The 18,102-nt window shown below is 64.0% G+C and carries 14 protein-coding genes; 3 read left to right on the top strand and 11 right to left on the bottom strand.

Annotated features, from left to right (window positions below; genetic code table 11):
- Positions 1 to 78: 78 nt before the first annotated feature.
- Entirely contained in the window at positions 79 to 2,529 is a 2,451-nt protein-coding gene (locus ABE456_RS14515) for a TonB-dependent siderophore receptor (protein WP_346644533.1), read from the top strand.
- A gap of 33 nt (positions 2,530 to 2,562) precedes the next feature.
- Here ABE456_RS14515 and ABE456_RS14510 read toward each other — a convergent pair whose 3' ends face one another.
- On the bottom strand, positions 2,563 to 3,582 hold the full coding sequence (locus ABE456_RS14510; protein WP_346644547.1) for an LLM class oxidoreductase: 1,020 nt from the start codon (positions 3,580 to 3,582) through the stop codon (positions 2,563 to 2,565).
- Between the two features lie 150 nt (positions 3,583 to 3,732).
- Between ABE456_RS14510 and ABE456_RS14505 the strand changes: the two genes are divergently transcribed.
- Positions 3,733 to 4,620 (top strand): LysR substrate-binding domain-containing protein, encoded by an 888-nt coding sequence (locus tag ABE456_RS14505; RefSeq protein WP_346644532.1) that lies wholly within the window; start codon positions 3,733 to 3,735, stop codon positions 4,618 to 4,620.
- A 77-nt stretch (positions 4,621 to 4,697) separates the two neighbouring features.
- Here the strand turns inward: ABE456_RS14505 and ABE456_RS14500 are convergent, their stop codons facing one another.
- From ABE456_RS14500 to ABE456_RS14460, 9 genes are all read right to left on the bottom strand, one after another.
- Entirely contained in the window at positions 4,698 to 6,146 is a 1,449-nt protein-coding gene (locus ABE456_RS14500; protein ID WP_346644531.1) for an NAD-dependent succinate-semialdehyde dehydrogenase, read from the bottom strand.
- 63 nt (positions 6,147 to 6,209) lie between these two features.
- Entirely contained in the window at positions 6,210 to 7,895 is a 1,686-nt protein-coding gene (locus ABE456_RS14495; RefSeq protein ID WP_346644530.1) for a thiamine pyrophosphate-binding protein, read from the bottom strand.
- A gap of 23 nt (positions 7,896 to 7,918) precedes the next feature.
- Positions 7,919 to 9,115, bottom strand: a complete 1,197-nt coding sequence (locus ABE456_RS14490) for an FAD-dependent oxidoreductase (RefSeq protein ID WP_346644529.1) — start codon at positions 9,113 to 9,115, stop codon at positions 7,919 to 7,921.
- A gap of 143 nt (positions 9,116 to 9,258) precedes the next feature.
- Complete coding sequence (locus ABE456_RS14485; RefSeq protein WP_346644528.1) at positions 9,259 to 10,071, bottom strand: NAD(P)-dependent oxidoreductase; 813 nt, start codon at positions 10,069 to 10,071, stop codon at positions 9,259 to 9,261.
- A 25-nt stretch (positions 10,072 to 10,096) separates the two neighbouring features.
- Positions 10,097 to 11,299: a pyridoxal phosphate-dependent aminotransferase gene (locus ABE456_RS14480; protein ID WP_346644546.1), complete on the bottom strand. Its 1,203-nt coding sequence runs from the start codon at positions 11,297 to 11,299 to the stop codon at positions 10,097 to 10,099.
- Between the two features lie 3 nt (positions 11,300 to 11,302).
- Positions 11,303 to 12,967: a hydantoinase B/oxoprolinase family protein gene (locus tag ABE456_RS14475; protein WP_346644527.1), complete on the bottom strand. Its 1,665-nt coding sequence runs from the start codon at positions 12,965 to 12,967 to the stop codon at positions 11,303 to 11,305.
- 24 nt (positions 12,968 to 12,991) lie between these two features.
- Complete coding sequence (locus ABE456_RS14470; protein ID WP_346644526.1) at positions 12,992 to 15,067, bottom strand: hydantoinase/oxoprolinase family protein; 2,076 nt, start codon at positions 15,065 to 15,067, stop codon at positions 12,992 to 12,994.
- Between the two features lie 168 nt (positions 15,068 to 15,235).
- On the bottom strand, positions 15,236 to 15,991 hold the full coding sequence (locus ABE456_RS14465) for an SDR family oxidoreductase (protein ID WP_346644525.1): 756 nt from the start codon (positions 15,989 to 15,991) through the stop codon (positions 15,236 to 15,238).
- Positions 15,984 to 16,733: an SDR family oxidoreductase gene (locus ABE456_RS14460; protein ID WP_346644524.1), complete on the bottom strand. Its 750-nt coding sequence runs from the start codon at positions 16,731 to 16,733 to the stop codon at positions 15,984 to 15,986. Before ABE456_RS14460 ends, ABE456_RS14465 begins: the two co-directional genes overlap by 8 nt.
- Positions 16,734 to 16,817: 84 nt before the next feature.
- On the opposite strand from ABE456_RS14460, the gene ABE456_RS14455 reads away from it, so the two are divergent.
- Positions 16,818 to 17,432 carry a TetR/AcrR family transcriptional regulator gene (locus ABE456_RS14455; protein WP_346644523.1) on the top strand — a complete coding sequence of 205 codons (615 nt, stop codon included), beginning with the start codon at positions 16,818 to 16,820 and terminating at the stop codon, positions 17,430 to 17,432.
- Positions 17,433 to 17,589: 157 nt separating this feature from the next.
- Here the strand turns inward: ABE456_RS14455 and ABE456_RS14450 are convergent, their stop codons facing one another.
- On the bottom strand, positions 17,590 to 17,979 hold the full coding sequence (locus ABE456_RS14450; protein WP_346644522.1) for a hypothetical protein: 390 nt from the start codon (positions 17,977 to 17,979) through the stop codon (positions 17,590 to 17,592).
- Positions 17,980 to 18,102 lie beyond the last annotated feature (123 nt).

Genomic DNA, 18,102 nt, shown 5'->3' with positions numbered 1-18,102 from the left:
ACTCGATACCTGATCACTTTGGCGCGCCTTATCCGACTCATAGGTAACCCGACACTTACCTATCAGAGAAACGCAAAGATGACCCGCCGCTTCAAACCCAGGCCTTTCACTGCGCCAGGCCTGCGCACTTGCCTGATGCTAGCTGCCCTGCTCGGCGGGCCTGGCGCTGCCTGTGCCAGCCAAGCCCATGATTACCACCTGCCGCAGGGCGACCTGGGCGAAGTACTGACGCAGTTCGCTGCAGAGTCCGGCATCGTGCTGTCGTTCGACACCCAGCTGACGCGCGGTAAACGTTCGCCGGCGCTCGACGGGCGCTATGGCATCGACCAGGCGCTGCAGATACTGCTGAGCGGTACCGGGCTGCAGGCCACTCGCGAGAGTGACGGGCGCTATTCGTTGCTGTTGACCACCCGCCAGGGCGACGTGGTGGAGTTGGCCCCCAGCCGCATCGATGGCCTGGGGTTGGGTAATGTCACAGAGGGCACCGGCGCCTACACCACCGGTGGTTCGACTACGGCAACCAAGTTGCCACTGACGCTGCGTGAAACGCCGCAGTCGGTCAGCATCATTACCCGCCAGGTGGTCGACGACCACGGCTCGCAAGACATCGGTGACGTACTGCGCAATACGCCCGGGGTTTCGGTCCAGGCCTATGACAGCGAACGCATGGAGTATTCCGCGCGCGGTTTTGCCATTACCAACTATCAGTACGATGGCATCAACACCATCTATGACGGGGTGTACGATGAGGGCGTGACCCACGTCGACATGGCCGCCTACGACCGCATCGAAGTCATCAAGGGTGCGACCGGCCTGATGACCGGCTCTGGCGACCCGTCTGCCACGGTCAACCTGGTGCGCAAGAAGCCCACCCAGGCGTTCAAGGCTTCGATCACCGCCAGCGCGGGTTCATGGGACAACTACCGCACCGAAGGCGATATCTCGGGCGCGCTCAACGACACCGGTAGCGTACGCGGCCGGCTGGTGGGTGCCTACCAGGACCGCAAGTCGTACCTGGACCACTACAAGCAGAAAAAGGACGTGTACTACGGCATTCTTGAAGCCGACCTGACGCCTGATACCCTGCTGACCTTCGGCATCGATAACCAGGCCACCACCCCACGCGGGTCGTCCTGGACCGGTAACCCGACCTACTTTTCCGACGGCAGCCGCACCGACTTTTCGCGCTCGCACAACCCCGGGGCAGACTGGAGCCGCCGGGACTTCCAGTCCACCACCTACTTCACTTCGCTGGAGCAAGCCCTGGCCAACGAATGGAAGGTCAAGCTCAGCCTCAACCACATGATCAGCGATCATGACACGCGCCTGGCGTCTGCGAGCGGTGGCAACCCGGACCCAGTCACCGGCGAGGGCATGTTCCTGTACTGGGGACGCTGGGAAGGCCACCGCGTGCAAAACACGGCAGACTTGAGTGTGTCAGGCCCGTTCACCCTCTTCGGCCGTGAGAACGACCTGGTGGCAGGTTTCATGACCGCGCATTCGCGGCAGACCGGCGATACCTACGACGGCAGCGCGTTTGCCATGGTGCCGGGCTCCATCTTCGACTGGAACGGTAAAATTCCGGAGCAGAACTTCCCGAAGAACGGTGATTACACCACCACGCAAAGCCAGAACGGCGCCTATGTGGCGACCCGCCTGCGGCCGACCGACAAGCTGTCAGTTATCCTCGGCACCCGGGTCAGCACCTTCAAGTACAACGACGATCAAGACTACTACCCAACCTCTTCGCTGAGTGACACCCACGCAAGCTACAAGGAGCACGGTGTGGTCACGCCCTATGCGGGCGTGGTCTATGACCTGGACGATACCTACTCGGTCTACGCCAGCTACACATCGATCTACCAGCCGCAAGTGTACAAGGACATCAATGGCGCGACCCTGGCACCGGTTGAGGGTGACGGCTATGAAGCAGGCTTCAAGGCCGCTTATTTCGATGGCCGGCTGAACGCCACCCTGGCATTTTTCCGCATCGTGCAAGACAACGTCGCCTCCAACATCGGCACCAACTCGGTGACCAACGAAGGTATCTACAAGGCCATCGACGGCGCCACCACCAAAGGCTTAGAGCTGGAGCTGGCCGGCGAACTGGCGCCCGGCTGGAACGTCACCGCTGGCTACACCTATGCCCGTACCCGTGACGCCGACGACCAGCGCATTTTCGGCTACCCCTTGGCAACCACCAAGCCTGAACACGTGGTGCGGCTGTTCAATACCTACCGCCTGCCGGGCGCGCTTGACCCGCTTACCGTGGGCGGTGGGCTAAGGTGGCAAAGCGGCTTCTACGGCAACATCTACAGCCCGATCGCCAATGACTACACGCGCATCAAGCAAGGCGGCTACACCTTGGTCGACCTGATGGCCCGCTACCAGTACGACGAGCACCTGAGCTTCACGGTCAATGCCAACAACGTGTTCGACAAGGTCTACCTGACCGGACTGGGCAACTTCGACACCACCTTCTATGGCGAACCACGCAACCTCATGGTCACCACCCGCTGGGACTTCTGACTGGGCTGTCAATCAGCGCCCAGCCTGCCGCATCTACCAACCCTGGCTCAATGGGTGCGGCCCCGGCAGGCTGGGGAACAGCGGCAGAACCTCTTCCGCCAGTTCCTGGATGATGTCTGCCGCAGGCCGTTGGGCCTTGTGAATACCCAATGCGGCATGGTTGACCCCCGCTGCCTGCCACTCGCCGAGCAGGTCGATCAGCCCCTGGCGCCCGGTCCTCAGCACATGGCCGCGCTGCATTGGCGTACGTGGGAAGTGCGGGTCATCGACCAGGTCGATCCACTCGTTGGTCATGTGCGGGCGGAAGCCACCGCCAGGGATTGCCGCACGCCAGCTGCGGATCTTCTCGGCCAGGCGCCTGCGCCCCATGGCATCGTGAGTGGCATCCGGGTAGCTCAGCCAGCCATCGGCGTACTCGCCCAGCCACTCCAGGCTTTGCTGTGAGCGCCCAGTGACCACCAGCGGAATACGCCCATTCAGCGGCCTGGGCAACAGTTGGGCATCCCTCACCTGCCCCAGCGGCGAGTCGATCGAGGCCTGCCCCGCCAGCAACTTGCGCACATAATCCACCGCGTGGGCAAAACGCTCGCCGCGCGCTTCGTGGGCCAAGCCGTAGGCCGGGAATTCCACGGCGCGGTCACCCGAGGCAATACCCAGCACCAGCCGCCCACCCGACAGGCAGTCCAGCGTTGCCGCCGCCTTGGCCAGGTCGATGGGGTGGCGCAAGGTGAAGATGGCACTGCCGGTGGCCAGGGCCACGCGCTGGGTATGCGCGGCCAGGTAGGCCAGGTAGGCGAAGGGGTCGAATACCTGCCCGGCATCGCCGAATGATGGGTCGAACAACGGCACGTCGCGCACCCACACGGCGGCGAAACCCAGCCGGTCAATAGCGCGCACCTGCTCGGCCTGGCCGAGCAATACGCGCATGTCGCCCCGGTAGAAGCGCAGCGGCAAAAACACCCCCAGCGTCAGCCGCTGGGGGGCGAACATGCGGCAGTAACCGGGGTGCTGGGCAAACGCGCTGGCGTCAGCGCCGCGGGTAACAGCCGACAACGTCGGATCGTAAACGGACATCCTGTGTCTCCCTCAGAAAAACTAATGTTTGGCAGTTGATCCGAGCGTTATCCTATTCATGGCAGGTGGAATATCGAAACGATTCGTTCTGCCCTATGACTTTAGTTTTTCTAAATACAGGAGCACGCCGTGGGTGCCGTCTTGCCTTTGCTTGCCTTGCGCGCGCTCACCGAAACGGCGCGCCTGGGTACCTTGAAGGCTGCCGCCGAGCATATGGGCGTGACGCCGGGGGCCATCAGCCAGCAAATTCGCCTGCTCGAAGAGCGCCTGGGGGTAACCCTGCTGGTACGTGCCCGGCACGGCGTGCAGCTGACCGACGCTGGGGCCACACTGTATCCGGGGCTATCGCGCGGCTTCGGGCAGATCGAAAGCGCCCTGGCCGAACTGCAAACCACGGCCCGCACGCCCACCCTGACCTTGAGCACCGTACCTGCCTTCGCCGCGACCTGGCTGGTACCTCGCCTGGGCGATTTCAATGCACGCTACCCCGACATCGAGGTGCGGGTAGAGGCTTCGGCGAAGCTGGTGGACCTGCAACGTGACCGCGTCGATGTGGCGCTGCGCCATGGCCTGGGGCACTACCCTGGGCTGGCAAGCATCCCGCTGATGGCGCCTGTGCTGTTGCCGGTGGCGAGCCCTGCGCTGCTGGCCAACGGGCCAGCCATCGAAGAGCCTTTGGACTGCCTGCACTATCCGCTGCTGCATGACGGTGAGCGGGCCGACTGGCCATTGTGGCTGCAGGCCCACGGCTGCGCAGTAGACAGCCGCAGCAGCCGTGGGCCAAGTTTCGATGAGGACCTGCTGCTCTTGCGTGCGGCGGTAGCTGGGCAAGGCATTGCGCTGGTGCAGGATTACCATGCACAAGAGGACCTGCGCAGCGGCAGGCTGGAGGTGGCAGTCGACCGGCCGTGGCCGGCGCGGTTCGCCTACTACGCCGTGGCCCACCCGCAAGCGTTGAAACGCCCGCAGGTGCGGGCGTTCATAGACTGGGTCACGGAGCAGGCACTGGGTGGCTAGACCTTGCCCGCCCCCTGTGGGCGCGGGCAAGCCGGCGAAGCGGCCGGGACAGGCAATATCACAGGGTCGGGATTAGCTCACAGCCCCAGGCACACATACTTGAGCTCAAGGTAATCCTCGATCCCGTAGCGCGACCCTTCCCTGCCCAGCCCCGAGGCCTTCACCCCGCCAAACGGCGCCACCTCGGTTGCCACCACGCCGACGTTGACCCCGACCATGCCGTACTCCAGCGCCTCGGACACCCGCCAGATGCGCCCGACATCCCGCGCATACAGGTAGCAAGCCAGGCCGAACTCGGTGTCATTGGCCTGGGCAATCACCTCTTCTTCGCTGCTGAAGCGGAAGATCGGTGCCACCGGCCCGAAGATTTCTTCGCGCGCCACGCGCATGGCCGGTGTCACATCCGCCAGCAAGGTCGGCTCGAAGAAGGCCTCGCCCAACGCATGCCTGCGCCCGCCCGCCACCACCCGCGCCCCGGCCTCCACGGCCTCGCCCACCAAACGTTCGACACCACTGGCCGCTCGCCCGTCGATCATCGGCCCGACCTGGGTTCCAGGCGCATCACCCGGCCCCACCACCAACTCACCTACACGCTCAGCGAAACGCGTCACGAAACGCTCGTAGATGCCATCCTGGATATAGAAACGGTTGGCACACACGCAGGTCTGGCCACTGTTGCGGAACTTGGCGATCAACGCGCCGTCCACGGCCTTTTCCAGGTCGGCATCGTCGAACACGATAAATGGCGCGTTGCCACCGAGCTCCATGGTCACTTTCTTCACTGTCGCCGCCGATTGCTGCAACAGCTGAATGCCAATTGGCGTGGAACCAGTGAATGACAACTTGCGCACCACCGGGCTGGCCGTAAGTTCGCCGCCAATCGCCGCCGAATCACCGGTTACTACGCTGAGCACCCCCGCAGGGATACCGGCGCGCTCGGCCAGCACGCACAGCGCCAGCGCGCTGAACGGCGTTTGCGAGGCTGGCTTGAGCACCAGCGTGCAACCTGCCGCCAACGCCGGGGCCGCCTTGCGGGTGATCATGGCCGCCGGGAAATTCCATGGCGTAATCGCCGCGCATACGCCAATCGGCTCCTTGGTGACGATCAGCCGGCGATCGGCATTCGGTGAAGGGATCACATCACCATAGATACGCTTGCCTTCCTCGGCATAAAACTCCACATAGGCCGCGGCAAAGGCGATTTCGCCACGGGACTCGGCCAACGGCTTGCCCTGTTCGGCGGTCATGATGCGCGCCAGGTCTTCCTGGTGGGCGAGGATTTCGCGGAACCATGCTTGCAGCCGGGCGGCACGTTCCTTGGCGGTAAGTGCCCGCCAAGCCGGCAAGGCACGTTCAGCGGCGGCGATGGCGCGGCGGGTTTCATCCGCCCCCATGCGTGGCACATGGCCGAGCAATTCGCCAGTGGCCGGGTTGGTCACGGCAATGCGCTGGCCACTGTCGGCCGCCAGCCATTTTCCGTCGATATAGCAAACTTCACGCAGCAGTTCACGATCGGCAAGGTTCATGTCGATTGGCTCGTTCGAAGAAGGAAAAAAGGTGGGGCCCTACAGCGCCCCACCTGAGGTGAATCAGCGTTTGGCCTGCAGGGCCTTGTCGCGGATCTGGCTGAGGGTCATGCGCGGGGTCAGGGCTTCAGGGTCAACCTGCACTTCGATCAGCGCCGGCTTGCCGGACGCCTGGCTACGCTCGAACGCGGCGGCGAAGTCCTCGGTGCGGGTGACGGTTTCACCGTGCAGACCGTAGGCGCGCGCCAGGGCGGCGAAGTCCGGGTTGTGCAGCTCGGTGCCCGAGACCCGGCCTGGGTAGGTGCGTTCCTGATGCATGCGAATGGTGCCGTACATGCCGTTGTTGACCACCACGGTAATCACGCGGGCGTCATAGTGCGCTGCCGTAGCCAGCTCCTGGCCATTCATCAGGAAGCAACCGTCACCGGCAAACGCCACCACGGTGCGCTGCGGGTAGGTCAACTTGGCGGCCACCGCCGCTGGCACACCGTAACCCATGGAGCCATTGGTGGGCCCGAGCAGCGTGCGGAACACGCGGTGCTGGTAACCGCGGTGCACCCAACCGGTGTAGTTGCCAGCACCGCAGGTGAGGATGCTGTCGGCCGGCAGGGTCTTGTTCAGCCAGGCAATGACTTCGCTCATCTGCACATCACCCGGCGAGCGCGGGGTTTCGAAGTTGTCGCGGTAGCCGCTGTTCAGGTTGGCGACCCAGTCGGCGAACGCTGCTGGGCGCACCGCTGGCAATGCAGCGGCCTGGGCCAGGAAACTGGCCGGGCCGGCATTGATGCCCAGGGTCGGTTGATACACCCGGCCGATTTCCTCGGCACTGGGGTGCACATGCACCAGCGCCTGCTTCGGCGTCGGGATGTCGACCAGCGCATAACCGCCTGTGGTCATTTCGCCCAGGCGGGCGCCGACCACGATCAGCAGGTCCGACTGCTTCACCGCATCCACCAGCACCGGGCCTGCTGCCAGGCCAAGGTCGCCAGCGTAGTGCGGGTCGGTGTTGTCGAACAGGTCCTGACAACGGAACGATGCCGCCAGTGGCAGGTTCTGCGCCTGCACGAAGCGCTTCAGGTCAGCCACGGCCTGGTCATTCCAGCCTCCACCACCCGCAATCACCAGCGGCCGCTCGGCCTTGGCCAGCAACGCCTGCAGTTCGCCCAGCGCCTGTGGCGCTGGGGCAGCTTCGACGCGTTGCGCCGGGCGGGCATCGGCCACTTGCACCAGGTCAGTCAGCATGTCTTCCGGCAAGGCGATCACTACCGGGCCTGGGCGGCCGCTGATGGCGCGCTGGAAGGCCTGGTTGACCAGCTCGGGAATGCGCGCGGCATCGTCGATCTGCACCACCCACTTGGCCATCTGGCCGAACATGCGCCGGTAGTCCACTTCCTGGAAGGCTTCGCGCTCGATCTGGTCGCGGGCCACCTGGCCGATGAACAGCAGCATCGGCGTGGAGTCCTGGAAGGCGGTGTGCACGCCCACCGAGGCGTTGGTGGCGCCCGGGCCACGGGTGACGAAGCAGATGCCCGGCTTGCCGGTCAGCTTGCCATAGGCCTCGGCCATGTACGCCGCCCCACCCTCCTGGCGGCAGACGATCAGGTCGATTTCATCCTGCACATCGTGCAGCGCATCGAGTACTGCCAGGTAGCTTTCGCCCGGCACGCAGAAAGCGCGCTCGACACCATTTACCCGCAGGGCATCGACCAGCACCTGGCCGCCACTGCGCTTCACTTCGGAGTTGCTCATTGTTGTTCTCCCTCAGGCGCTGGTCAGATGACCGAATCTTCCAGGAACGGCTTGTTGTCTATCACTCGCTGGTAGCTCAGCGCGCCCAGGTCGAGCGAGCGGTAGCCACCGTAGGTGATCAGTTCGGACAGCCCGCGGCCAATGGCCGGGGCCTGCTGCAGGCCATGCCCGCTGAAGCCGTTGCAGAACAGGAAGTTGCCAACCTCGTTGTGCGGGCCGACGATGGCGTTGTGGTCAAGCACGCAGAAGTCGTAGTGCCCGGCCCAGAAATTGACCACCTTGATGCCTTCGAACGCCGGCACGCGCTCGGCTAGAATCGGCCACACCTCTTCGTCGAACTCCTCATGCAGCACGTCGAAGTCTTCAAAGTCCACTTCCGGATCGTTCTTCGGGTAGGTGCCGCCCAGGTAGAACTTGCCTTCCGGGCGGAAGAACACCCCGGTCGGGTCGATGGTCAGCGGCACGGTGCCTTCCAGTGGGGTACGGCAGTCGAACACGAACAGCGAACGGCGGCGCGGCTCGACCGGGATATCCAGGCCGGCCATGCGCGCGACCTTGGTGCCGCGCGTACCGGCACAGTTGACCAGCAGGCCGCAGCCGATACGCTCGCCGCTCGCCAGTTGCACGCCAGTGATACGGTCGCCTTCGCGCTGGATGCCGGCTACCTCATTCTCGATGTACTCGATACCCATCGAACGGGCCTTGCGCCGGAAGCCATTGAGCATGCCCAGGCTGTCGAACCAGCCTTCGCCGCTCTGGCCGTAGCTGGCGCCAGCGAGACTGTTGATATTCACCCAGGGGAACTTGCGCTTGAGCTGCTCGGGGTCGAGCAAGTGCACGTCGGCACCGTGGGACACCTGGGTATCGTGCAGGCGGCGCAGCACTTCATAGCCCTTGTCGTCGCCGAGGAACAGGTAGCCGTTCTCGTGGAAGGCCAGGTCTGGGCGGTCGCCGTCGACTTCCATTACTTCGGGGAAGTTGCGCACGAACTCGGCACCGAATTTGGAGATTTCGATGTTGATCGGGTTGGAGAACTGCTGGCGAATCGAGCTGCTCGACAGCGCGGTGGCTGACTTGTTGTAAGTCCAGTCGCGCTCGATGACCAGTACCGAACCCTTGAAGTCCGGGTTGTTGGCGAGAAAGTAGGCGGTGGCGCTGCCATTGACTGCGCCGCCGACGATCACCACATCGTAATTCTGTTGTTTTGCGGTGGAAGCCATGGAAATAGCTCTCTTCTTGAAGATAGCAGGGACCCTGTGGGAGCGGGCTCACCCGCGAAACAGGCAACTTGGTGCATGGCCCCGGCTTGGCCGGTGTTCGCGGGTGAACCCGCTCCTACAGGTACCGAGCCGGGGCTAGTAGTTCATTTCGGGTCTTCGAAATGCCCGGCACCGGCGAAGTTGCCGCCGTGGTAACGCGCAGCTGGCTCGTTCGGGTGCAATGGCGGGTGTTCGGCCAGGACCTTGTCGCGGTAGTCGTCGGCACTGTCCTTGGGCACGTAGCCGAGCGACGAGGCCAGGCGGTTGTCCCACAGGCTCTCGCGATTGGCCGACATGCCGTAGACGATCATGTGCCCGACCCGCGGCGCCAGCAGCGAACGCTCGGTGAGCTGGGCGAAGTCGTCGAACGACAGCCAGGTGGCGAGCATGCGCCGGTCCAGTGGCTCGGGGAATGACGAGCCGATACGCAGGTTGACCGACTCGATGGCGAACTTGTCCCAGTAGTAGCGGCCCAGATCCTCGGCGAAGCACTTGCTGACGCCATACAGGCTGTCGGGGCGGTGCGCGGCGGTAGCGTCGATGGTCTCGGTGCGGTCGTAGAAGCCGATGGCGTGGTTGGAGCTGGTGTACACCACGCGCTTGACGCCATTGCGCCGAGCGGCTTCGTAGATGTTGTAGGTGCCGACAATGTTGCCGTTGAGGATCTTGTCGAAGGTGTCCTCCACCGGCACGCCGCCAGCGTGCACGATGGCGTCGACGCCCTCGGCCAGCGGCAGCACGTCGTTGAAGTTGGCCAGGTCGCAGCGCACCAGTTGCTCATGCGGCGCCGCTTGGCCCATGTCAGCGATATCGGTCAGGCGCAGCTCATCGGCGAAGGCTGCCAGGTGCTTGCGCAGCACGCTGCCCAGGCGCCCGGCGGCGCCGGTGATCAGCAGGCGTTTGAAAGGCTTGCTCATGTGTTACCTCGATTGCTTGGTGGGCTCAGGACAGCGCCGCGAATGCATCGCGCAGCTGCCCCAGGGCTTGTTCCAGTTCCTGGCGCGACGTGGCGAACGACAGACGAATATAGGGCTCCAGGCCAAACGCCAAACCTGGTACGGTCGCGACCTTGCCCACCCGCAACAGGTAGGCCGCCAGCTCGGCATCGTTGCCAATGACCTGCCCCTCGGGCGTGCGCTTGCCGATGAAGGCGCTGACCTCGGGGAAGGCATAGAACGCGCCCTGCGGCATCTGCAATTGCAGGCCCGGGATCTGCGCCAGCCCTTGCACCACCAGCGCACCGCGCGCCTGATACTCGCGGTTAGCTTCGCGCACGAAGTCCTGCGGCCCGTTCAGTGCCGCCACGGCCGCCAGCTGCGAAATGCTCGACGGGCAGGTGGTGGTTTGCGACTGGGTCTTGTTCATCGCCACGATCAGGTCCTTGGGGCCTGCCGCGTAGCCCAGGCGGTAGCCGGTCATGGCATAGGCCTTGGACACGCCGTTGATCAGCAAGGTGCGCTCACGCAGCTGCGGGCAGGCAGTGACGAAGGACACGAACGGCTGATCGCCCAGCACGATGTGCTCGTAGATCTCGTCGGAAATCACCAGCACCTTGGGGTGGCGCTCCAGCACCTTGCCCAGCGCGGCGAACTCTTCACGGGTGAAGATCGCCCCGCTCGGGTTGTTCGGCGAATTGAGCATCACCCAGCGGGTGCGCGGGGTGATCGCCGCTTCCAACTGCTCGGGGCGCAACTTGAAACCCTGTTCGGCAGCGCACGGGATGACCTTGGGCACACCACCATTAAGCATGGCCATGTCGGTGTACGACACCCAGTACGGCGCCGGAGTGATCACCTCGTCACCCGGTTCCAGGGTGGCCAGGAAGGCGTTGAACAGCAGTTGCTTGGCGCCGTTGCCTACGCAGATCTCATCCAGGCCATAGACCAGGTCGTTTTCCCGGGCGAACTTGTCGACGATCGCCTGGCGCAACGCCTCCAGGCCGTTGGGCCCGGTGTAGTGGTTGTTGCCAGCCAGCATCGCCTGGTAGGCGGCCTCGATCACATGGGCCGGCACGTTGTAGTCCGGCTCGCCGAGGGCCAGGTTGATCACCGGCTCACCCTGGGCCAGCATCTGCTTGGCCAGCACCGACACGGCCATGCTTGGCGAACTTTTTACCGCTCGCACGCGGCTGCTTTGCACGTCCATCATCTAGCGCTCCAGGGCGGCGTCGAAGCCGTAGTCGTTGCGTGCCTGTTCGGCGCTGATGTAGCCAAAGCGCAGGTCGCGCTCGACTTGCTGGCGGTCACGCTGGCGCGGGTCGCCATAGCCGCCACCACCGGGCAGGCGCAGCACCAGGCGGCGCTCGGCGGGCACAAACTGCTGGCCCTTGCCGCGCAGCAAGCTGCCGTCATCCAGGCCGACGTAACCTTCGGCGCCTTCCTTGCCACCTTCCAGGCCGCGGGCGGCATGCTGGATGCGGTCGAACATGGCACTGAAGCGGAAGCTGTAGCCCTCGGCCGCCGACACTTCGATCTCCTGGCCCAGGCCGCCGCGCAGTTGGCCGGCGCCGCCGGAACCTTCGCGCAGCTCCTTGCGCCATACCACCACCGGGCCCGCGTGTTCTGTTGCTTCAACCGGCATGGTGTGCACGCCACTGGGGAATGCCGTGGCGCTCAGGCCATCCATCGCTGAACGGGCACCCATGCCGCCGCTGTTGAACATCAGCATCTCGGCGTTGCGGCCGTTCGGGTTGCTCTCTAGCGGGCGCACGCTCAGGTGCAGGTTCCACAGGGCACTGGCGCCCTCGGCCGGCACTTTGCCTGGCAGGCATTTGTGCAACGCACCGAGCACAAGGTCTGGCACGAAGTGGCCGAGCACATGGCGCACCGACACCGGTGCCGGGTGCTTGGCATTGAGGATGCAACCTTCCGGCGCAGTAACCTCGAACGGCGCCAGCGAGGCGGTGTTGTTGGGGATTTCCGGCGCGACGATGCACTTCAGGCCATAGCAGGCATAGGCCTTGGCGTAGCCCAGCGGCACGTTGATGCCGAACTGGCTCATGCCCGAGGTGCCAGTGAAGTCGCTCTTGATACCGTCCGGGCCAACGGTGATGGTCACCGCCAGGGTTACCGGCACGTCGTAGCCATCGAGGGTCATGCTGTTGCTGTAGGTACCGTGCGGCAGGTTCTTGAAGCACTCCAGCGTGGCGCGGCGGCTGTGTTCGAGAATGAAGCCACCGATGTGCTCCAGGTCGTCCAGTTTGAACTCTTCAAGCATGTCGAGCAGGCGCTTGTGGCCGGTCTCGTTGCACGCCGACAGCGCGTAGAAGTCGCCCACTACCCGGTCGTTCTCGCGTACGTTGTTGCGCAGGATGTTGATGAGATCGCGGTTGACCTTGCCACGCTCGAACAGCTTCATGATCGGGATGAACAAGCCTTCCTCGTACACCTCGCGGGCGTCGGGGCCAAAGCCGCGACCGCCGATATCGACCACGTGGGCGGTACTGGCGAAGTAACCGATCAGCTTGCCCTTGTAGAACGACGGCGAAACGATGGTGATGTCGTGCAGGTGGCCAGTCCCCTTCCACGGGTCGTTGGTCACGTACACATCGCCTTCGAAGATGTTGTCCTCGCCGATGTCATTGATGAAGTGCACCACCGCCTCGGCCATGGTGTTGACGTGGCCGGGGGTGCCGGTGACCGCCTGGGCCAGCATGTTGCCGGCGCGGTCGAATACCCCGGCGGACAGGTCGCCGGCTTCGCGCACGCTGGTGGAGAAGGCGGTGCGGATCAGGGTCAGGGCCTGCTCTTCGACCACCGAGACCAGGCGGTTCCACATCACCTGCATTTGAATGTCGATCAAAGTATCGCTCATGGTTCTGGCTTCCGAATTCAGGCGTTAGCGGCGCACGACCAGCAGGCAGCCGTCTGGCTGGACCGTGGCGGTGAAGTTGGAGGTGACGAAGGTCGAAGTTTCGCGCTCGACGATGATCGCCGGGCCATCGACGCGAGCGCCGACCTGCAGCTCTTCGCGCGGGTATATGCCGGCTTCTACGAAACCGCCGGCGGCCACGTCGAACACCTGGCGGCGCGTGACTTCATGGGCGCGATAAGCGGCGCCCACTTCTTCGATGTGCTTGACCGGCGGCAGCGGCGAACTGGCCTTGACCGACCAGCTGACAATCTCGATGTCCGGGCCTTCGATGGGGCGACCAAAGAAGCGTGTGTAGGCTTCTTCGAAACGGGCCTTGAACTCCACCGTGTCGGCAGCGCTGAAGGCCTTGAACGGCAGTGCTACTGGAATTTCCCAGCCTTGGCCGACATAACGCATGAATGCGGTGCATTCCATTTCCGGTTCACCGACCGGCATGCCTTGGCGCAGGAAGCCCAGCGACTCGGCTTTCATCTCCTCGATCAGGCCATTGACCCGCACAGCCTCAAACTCGGACAGCCGCACGAAGGCACTGCGCACGGCCTCATAGCCGAATGGCGCACGCAAGAAGCCGATGGCCGAACCCACGCCGGCACCGGCTGGGACGATGAAGCGCGCTACGCCCATCTTCTCGCACAGCCGCGCGGCATGCAGCGGGCCGCCGCCACCGAAGGTGATCATGGTGTAGTCGGCAATGTCCTTGCCGCTTTCCACCGCGTGCACACGTCCGGCGTTGGCCATGTTCTCGTCGACCACCTCGCACACACCGAAGGCTGCAGTGTCTGCCTGCATGCCCAGCGGCTGGCCGATCACCCGGGCCATGGCGTTGGCGGCGTTATCGCTGGACAGGCGCAGGGCACCACCAGCGAAGTTGTCGGCATCCAGGCGACCAAGCAGCAGGTTGGCGTCGGTGATGGTCGGCTCCAGGCCACCACGGCCGTAGCAGGCCGGGCCAGGCTCGGAAGCCGCGCTGTGTGGGCCGACACGGATCTGGCGCATGCTGTCGATACTGGCGATAGAGCCGCCGCCAGCGCCGATTTCGACCATTTCCACCACCGGGATGGAAATCGGCATGCCACTGCCCTTCTTGAAGCGGTAGGTACGCGCGACCTCAAAGGTTTTTGCGGTTTTCGGCACCTGGTCTTCAATCAGGCAGATTTTTGCCGTGGTGCCACCCATGTCGAACGACAGCACGTTTTCCAGCTGATAACGGCGGGCGATGTCGGCAGCGAAGATGGCGCCACCGGCGGGGCCGGACTCCACCAGGCGCACCGGGAATTGCGCAGCGCTCTGTACCGAGATGATGCCGCCGCCAGAATGGATCATGAACACCGGGCAGTTGGCGCCGGCTTCCTTGAGGGTGACCACCAGGCGGTCCAGGTAGGACTTGATCAGTGGCTTGACGTAGGCGTTGGCGCACACGGTATTGAAGCGCTCGAACTCTCGCATCTGCGGCGAGACTTCGCTGGAGATGGAAATCGACAGCTGCGGCAGGCGCGCCTGCAGGGCGTCACGCAGCTGGCGCTCGTGGGCGCCGTTGACGTAGCTGTGAATGAAACCGATGGCCACGCTCTGGTAGTCGCCTTGGGCAATGCGCTCGACCAGCGCGTCGATCTCGGCCTGCACCGGGGCAATCAGCACCTGGCCTTTGACATCCAGGCGCTCACGCAGGGTGTAGCGGTGTTCGCGGTCGATCAGCGGCGGCGGCAGTGCGATGTTGATGTCGTACTGCTCGAAACGGTTTTCGGTGCGCATTTCCAGGGTGTCACGGAAGCCTTCGGTGGTGATGAAGGCAGTGCGCGCGCCACGACGCTCGATCAGGGCGTTGGTGGCCAGGGTGGTGCCATGGATCAGTTGGTCGATGTCCGACAGCGCCAGGCCCGCCTGCTCCACCACCTGGCGTACGCCGGTGAGGATGGCCCGCTCAGGCAGCTCATAGTCGGTCAGGATCTTGGTCGAATGCAGCACGCCGTTCACGTCCAGCGCGATATCGGTGAAGGTGCCGCCTATGTCCACGCCGACCCGGCATGATGTCGCAGTCATCGTCATATCCCCTGCAATGCTTTGTAGTTGTCTCGACCGGTTGAGGCGGTCTTCATGTAAGTTATATGTTGTCTTACATGTGGTCAAGCACCTATTTGCTGAAAATCGTGCTGCCTGCACCGACCCTTTCGCGGGTGAACCCGCGAAGAGGCCAGCACAGGCAACCCATCAACCCGCAGTCTTGACCATCCGCCCGCCACCCACCGCCTGCGCCGTGGGGAACACTTCCAAGCGCGACACATCCACCTGCCGCGGCATCTTCAACGCTGCCAGCAACAGCTCGGCAATGTCCTGCGGCTGAATGGATTCATAGCCGTCATACAGCTCACTGCCCGCCGCTTGCATGCCCATGGCGGTCTTGTACAGCTGGGTCTGTACCCGGCCCGGGGCGATCTCGGTCACCCGCACCCCGCTGCCCAGCAGGTCACAGCGCAAGGCATCGCAGAACAGACTGACCCCGGCCTTGGATGCCCCATACACCGCCGCGCCTGGGTGCGGCGCACGGCCGGCACTGGAGCCGATGAAGAACAGGTGCCCCCTACCCCGCCCGACCATGCCCGGCAGCACCTGACGTGCCAGGTGCAGCGGTGCCTTGAGATTGATGTCGAGCATGTTGTCGATCTCGGCTTCGTCGATGTCCTGGAACGCCGCACGGGTGGACAGAATGCCCGCGTTGTTGACCAGTACATCCACTGTTTGCCCCTCCAGCGCGGCAGCCAGCGCACGATAGTCGCGCACATCCGCCTGCAAGGTGGTCACCCCCGGTTCACCGGCAAGCTCCGCCAGTGCCTGCGGGCTGCGCCCCACGGCAATCACCTGCAGGCCGGCATCGCGCAACGCCAGCACGATGGCCTTGCCAATACCGCTGGTGGCCCCGGTCACCAGCGCGCGCTGGTAGCCCTCGGGGAATGCGACTTCAGGCATAGATGTAACCCCCGCTGACGATTACGTTTTCACCGGTGGCGTAGCTGTTGCGGCTGCTGCCCATCATCACGATCCATTCGGCGATCTCTGCCGGCTCCGCAGCACGGCCCAGCGGGTTGGCCGCCGCAAGTTCGCCGAGGAAGCCCAGCTGCTTGGCGCGCTCAGTGGCAAAACCGGCCGGCGCCACCGAGTTGACCAGGATCTGGTCCTTGGCACAGGCCTGGGCGAAGGACTTGGTCAGGCTCACCACCGCAGCCTTGGTCGCGGCGTAATGGGCGTTCTGCGGGTGGGCCTTGAAGGCATCCACCGAGGTGACGTTGACGATGCGCCCGGTTACCGCCGGTGCCGCCACGTACTGCTGCATGTGGCGCACGGCCGCGACCATCATGTGGTAGGTGCCTTTGATGTTTACCGCGTTTTCCAGGTCCCACTCTTCGTCGCTGATCTCGAAGATATCCTGGCGCGGATAGATCGCCGCACTGTTGACCAGGCAATGCACCCGGCCCAGGCCTTCGACGATCTGGGCGAAGGCGGCATGGGCGGTGTCCTTGCGGGCGATGTCACCCACCGCGATCGCCACCTCTACCCCCTGCCCGCGCAGCTCTTCTGCTGCTTGTACCAACAATTGCTCGTTACGGTCGATCAGGCCGATTTTGCCGGCGCCACGCTTGACCATCAGCCGGGCTGTTTCCAGGCCCAGACCCGAGGCACCACCTACGATCACCACCGTTTGCTTGTCCACACAACACCTCCACGATTGAGTCTTTACGTAAGATGCCTGTTGTCTTACATTTGGTCAAACATCAATTCGCCGACAGGTGCCGCCATGCCCGCTTCCAGCCGCTCGCCCGTACCCTCCCCGCATGCCCGGGATCGCTTGCTGGAAGCGGCCAGCGCACTGTTCGCCAGCCATGGCTACCAGGCGATCGGCCTGCGCGACCTGGCCAGCCATCTGGGCTTGCGCGCAGGGTCGCTGTATCACCATATCGAGAGCAAACAGGGCCTGCTGTTCGAATTGATCGAATCGAGCCTGACCGACCTGCTGTATGAAACCCGACAATGCCTCAAAAGCGCCCGCAGCAACAGTGAACGCTTGCCGTGCTTCGTGCAGGCGTTCGTGGCCTACAGCCAGGCCAACCCGGACAAGCTGGTGCTACTGACCCGCGAGGCCATGAACCTGAGTGAGGACCAACTGTTGCAGGTTGAACAGTTGAAAGCGGAATACAGCAGCCTGCTCAGCGACATTGTCGCGGCCGAATGCGGGCTGACGGCACCGCGGGCGCGATCTATCGCCCACGCGGTGCTGGGGTTGTTGTGCGGTCAGGCGCAGTGGGGGACGCTGATGAACGCCAGGGAGCAGTTGGTGACGTTCGTGCAGGGCATTGTCGGCACCGGCAAGCACCCGCAAGCGGCGTGGGCAAAAGCAGCAGGTGCTGGATAACCGGGTGGTGCGGTTGTCGATCTGATTGTTGGTAAACCTGTGCCGGCCTCTTCGCGGGTAAACCCGCTCCCACAGGTACAGCGCCACATTTGAAATCGGCGCGGTACCTGTGGGAGCGGGTTTACCCGCGAACAGCCCGGCACAGGCACTGCAATTGTCAGTTCCGATCGCCTCCGCGATCATCCCCGACGTCATGGTCAGCCCCATCATCAGCGCCATGCCCTACACCGTGGGCCTCGCCCACATCGTGATTCGCTTCGTGATTTGCCTCATGGTTGGCCTCATGATTGGCGCCATCATCAGCACCATTACGCCCGCTGCTACCCTGCCCGCCGCCATCGCCGCTGTGTCCGCTGCCGCCGCCATGGCCGCCGCCACCGCCGCTGCCGCCACCACCGCCACCATGACCGCCGCCACCGCCGCCCCCACCACCGCCACCATCCTTCGCATACGCGCTGGAGGTGCCGCCAATGGAGTCAGGCACCAGCACCGCCGCCCCCGACAACACGGCACCGATAGCCAAAGCCAAGAGGCATTTCTTCAGCATGATGAGCCTCCGCTTGGAGTAGCACAGGGTTGCACTGCTCGCCCTGTGGGCTCCGGCCCCCATGGGGCGACCTGCAAACCAGCGCGACCTTCCTTCAGCAGCAGTTGAACAAGATCCCTCAGG

This window comes from Pseudomonas sp. TWI929 (assembly GCF_039673335.1).
Taxonomy (GTDB): Bacteria; Pseudomonadota; Gammaproteobacteria; order Pseudomonadales; family Pseudomonadaceae; genus Aquipseudomonas.
Note: the sequence above shows the minus strand (reverse complement) of the source record. Positions and strands in the feature narration are given on the sequence as shown.

Coding starts and splice junctions, on each gene's coding strand:
- ABE456_RS14515 (WP_346644533.1), top strand. CDS start 79: ATGACCCGCCGCTTCAAACCCAGGCCTTTCACTGCGCCAGGCCTGCGC.
- ABE456_RS14500 (WP_346644531.1), bottom strand. CDS start 6,146: ATGAACCTTGCCGATCGTGAACTGCTGCGTGAAGTTTGCTATATCGAC.
- ABE456_RS14495 (WP_346644530.1), bottom strand. CDS start 7,895: ATGAGCAACTCCGAAGTGAAGCGCAGTGGCGGCCAGGTGCTGGTCGAT.
- ABE456_RS14490 (WP_346644529.1), bottom strand. CDS start 9,115: ATGGCTTCCACCGCAAAACAACAGAATTACGATGTGGTGATCGTCGGC.
- ABE456_RS14485 (WP_346644528.1), bottom strand. CDS start 10,071: ATGAGCAAGCCTTTCAAACGCCTGCTGATCACCGGCGCCGCCGGGCGC.
- ABE456_RS14480 (WP_346644546.1), bottom strand. CDS start 11,299: ATGGACGTGCAAAGCAGCCGCGTGCGAGCGGTAAAAAGTTCGCCAAGC.
- ABE456_RS14475 (WP_346644527.1), bottom strand. CDS start 12,967: ATGAGCGATACTTTGATCGACATTCAAATGCAGGTGATGTGGAACCGC.
- ABE456_RS14470 (WP_346644526.1), bottom strand. CDS start 15,067: ATGACTGCGACATCATGCCGGGTCGGCGTGGACATAGGCGGCACCTTC.
- ABE456_RS14465 (WP_346644525.1), bottom strand. CDS start 15,991: ATGCCTGAAGTCGCATTCCCCGAGGGCTACCAGCGCGCGCTGGTGACC.
- ABE456_RS14455 (WP_346644523.1), top strand. CDS start 16,818: ATGCCCGCTTCCAGCCGCTCGCCCGTACCCTCCCCGCATGCCCGGGAT.
- ABE456_RS14450 (WP_346644522.1), bottom strand. CDS start 17,979: ATGCTGAAGAAATGCCTCTTGGCTTTGGCTATCGGTGCCGTGTTGTCG.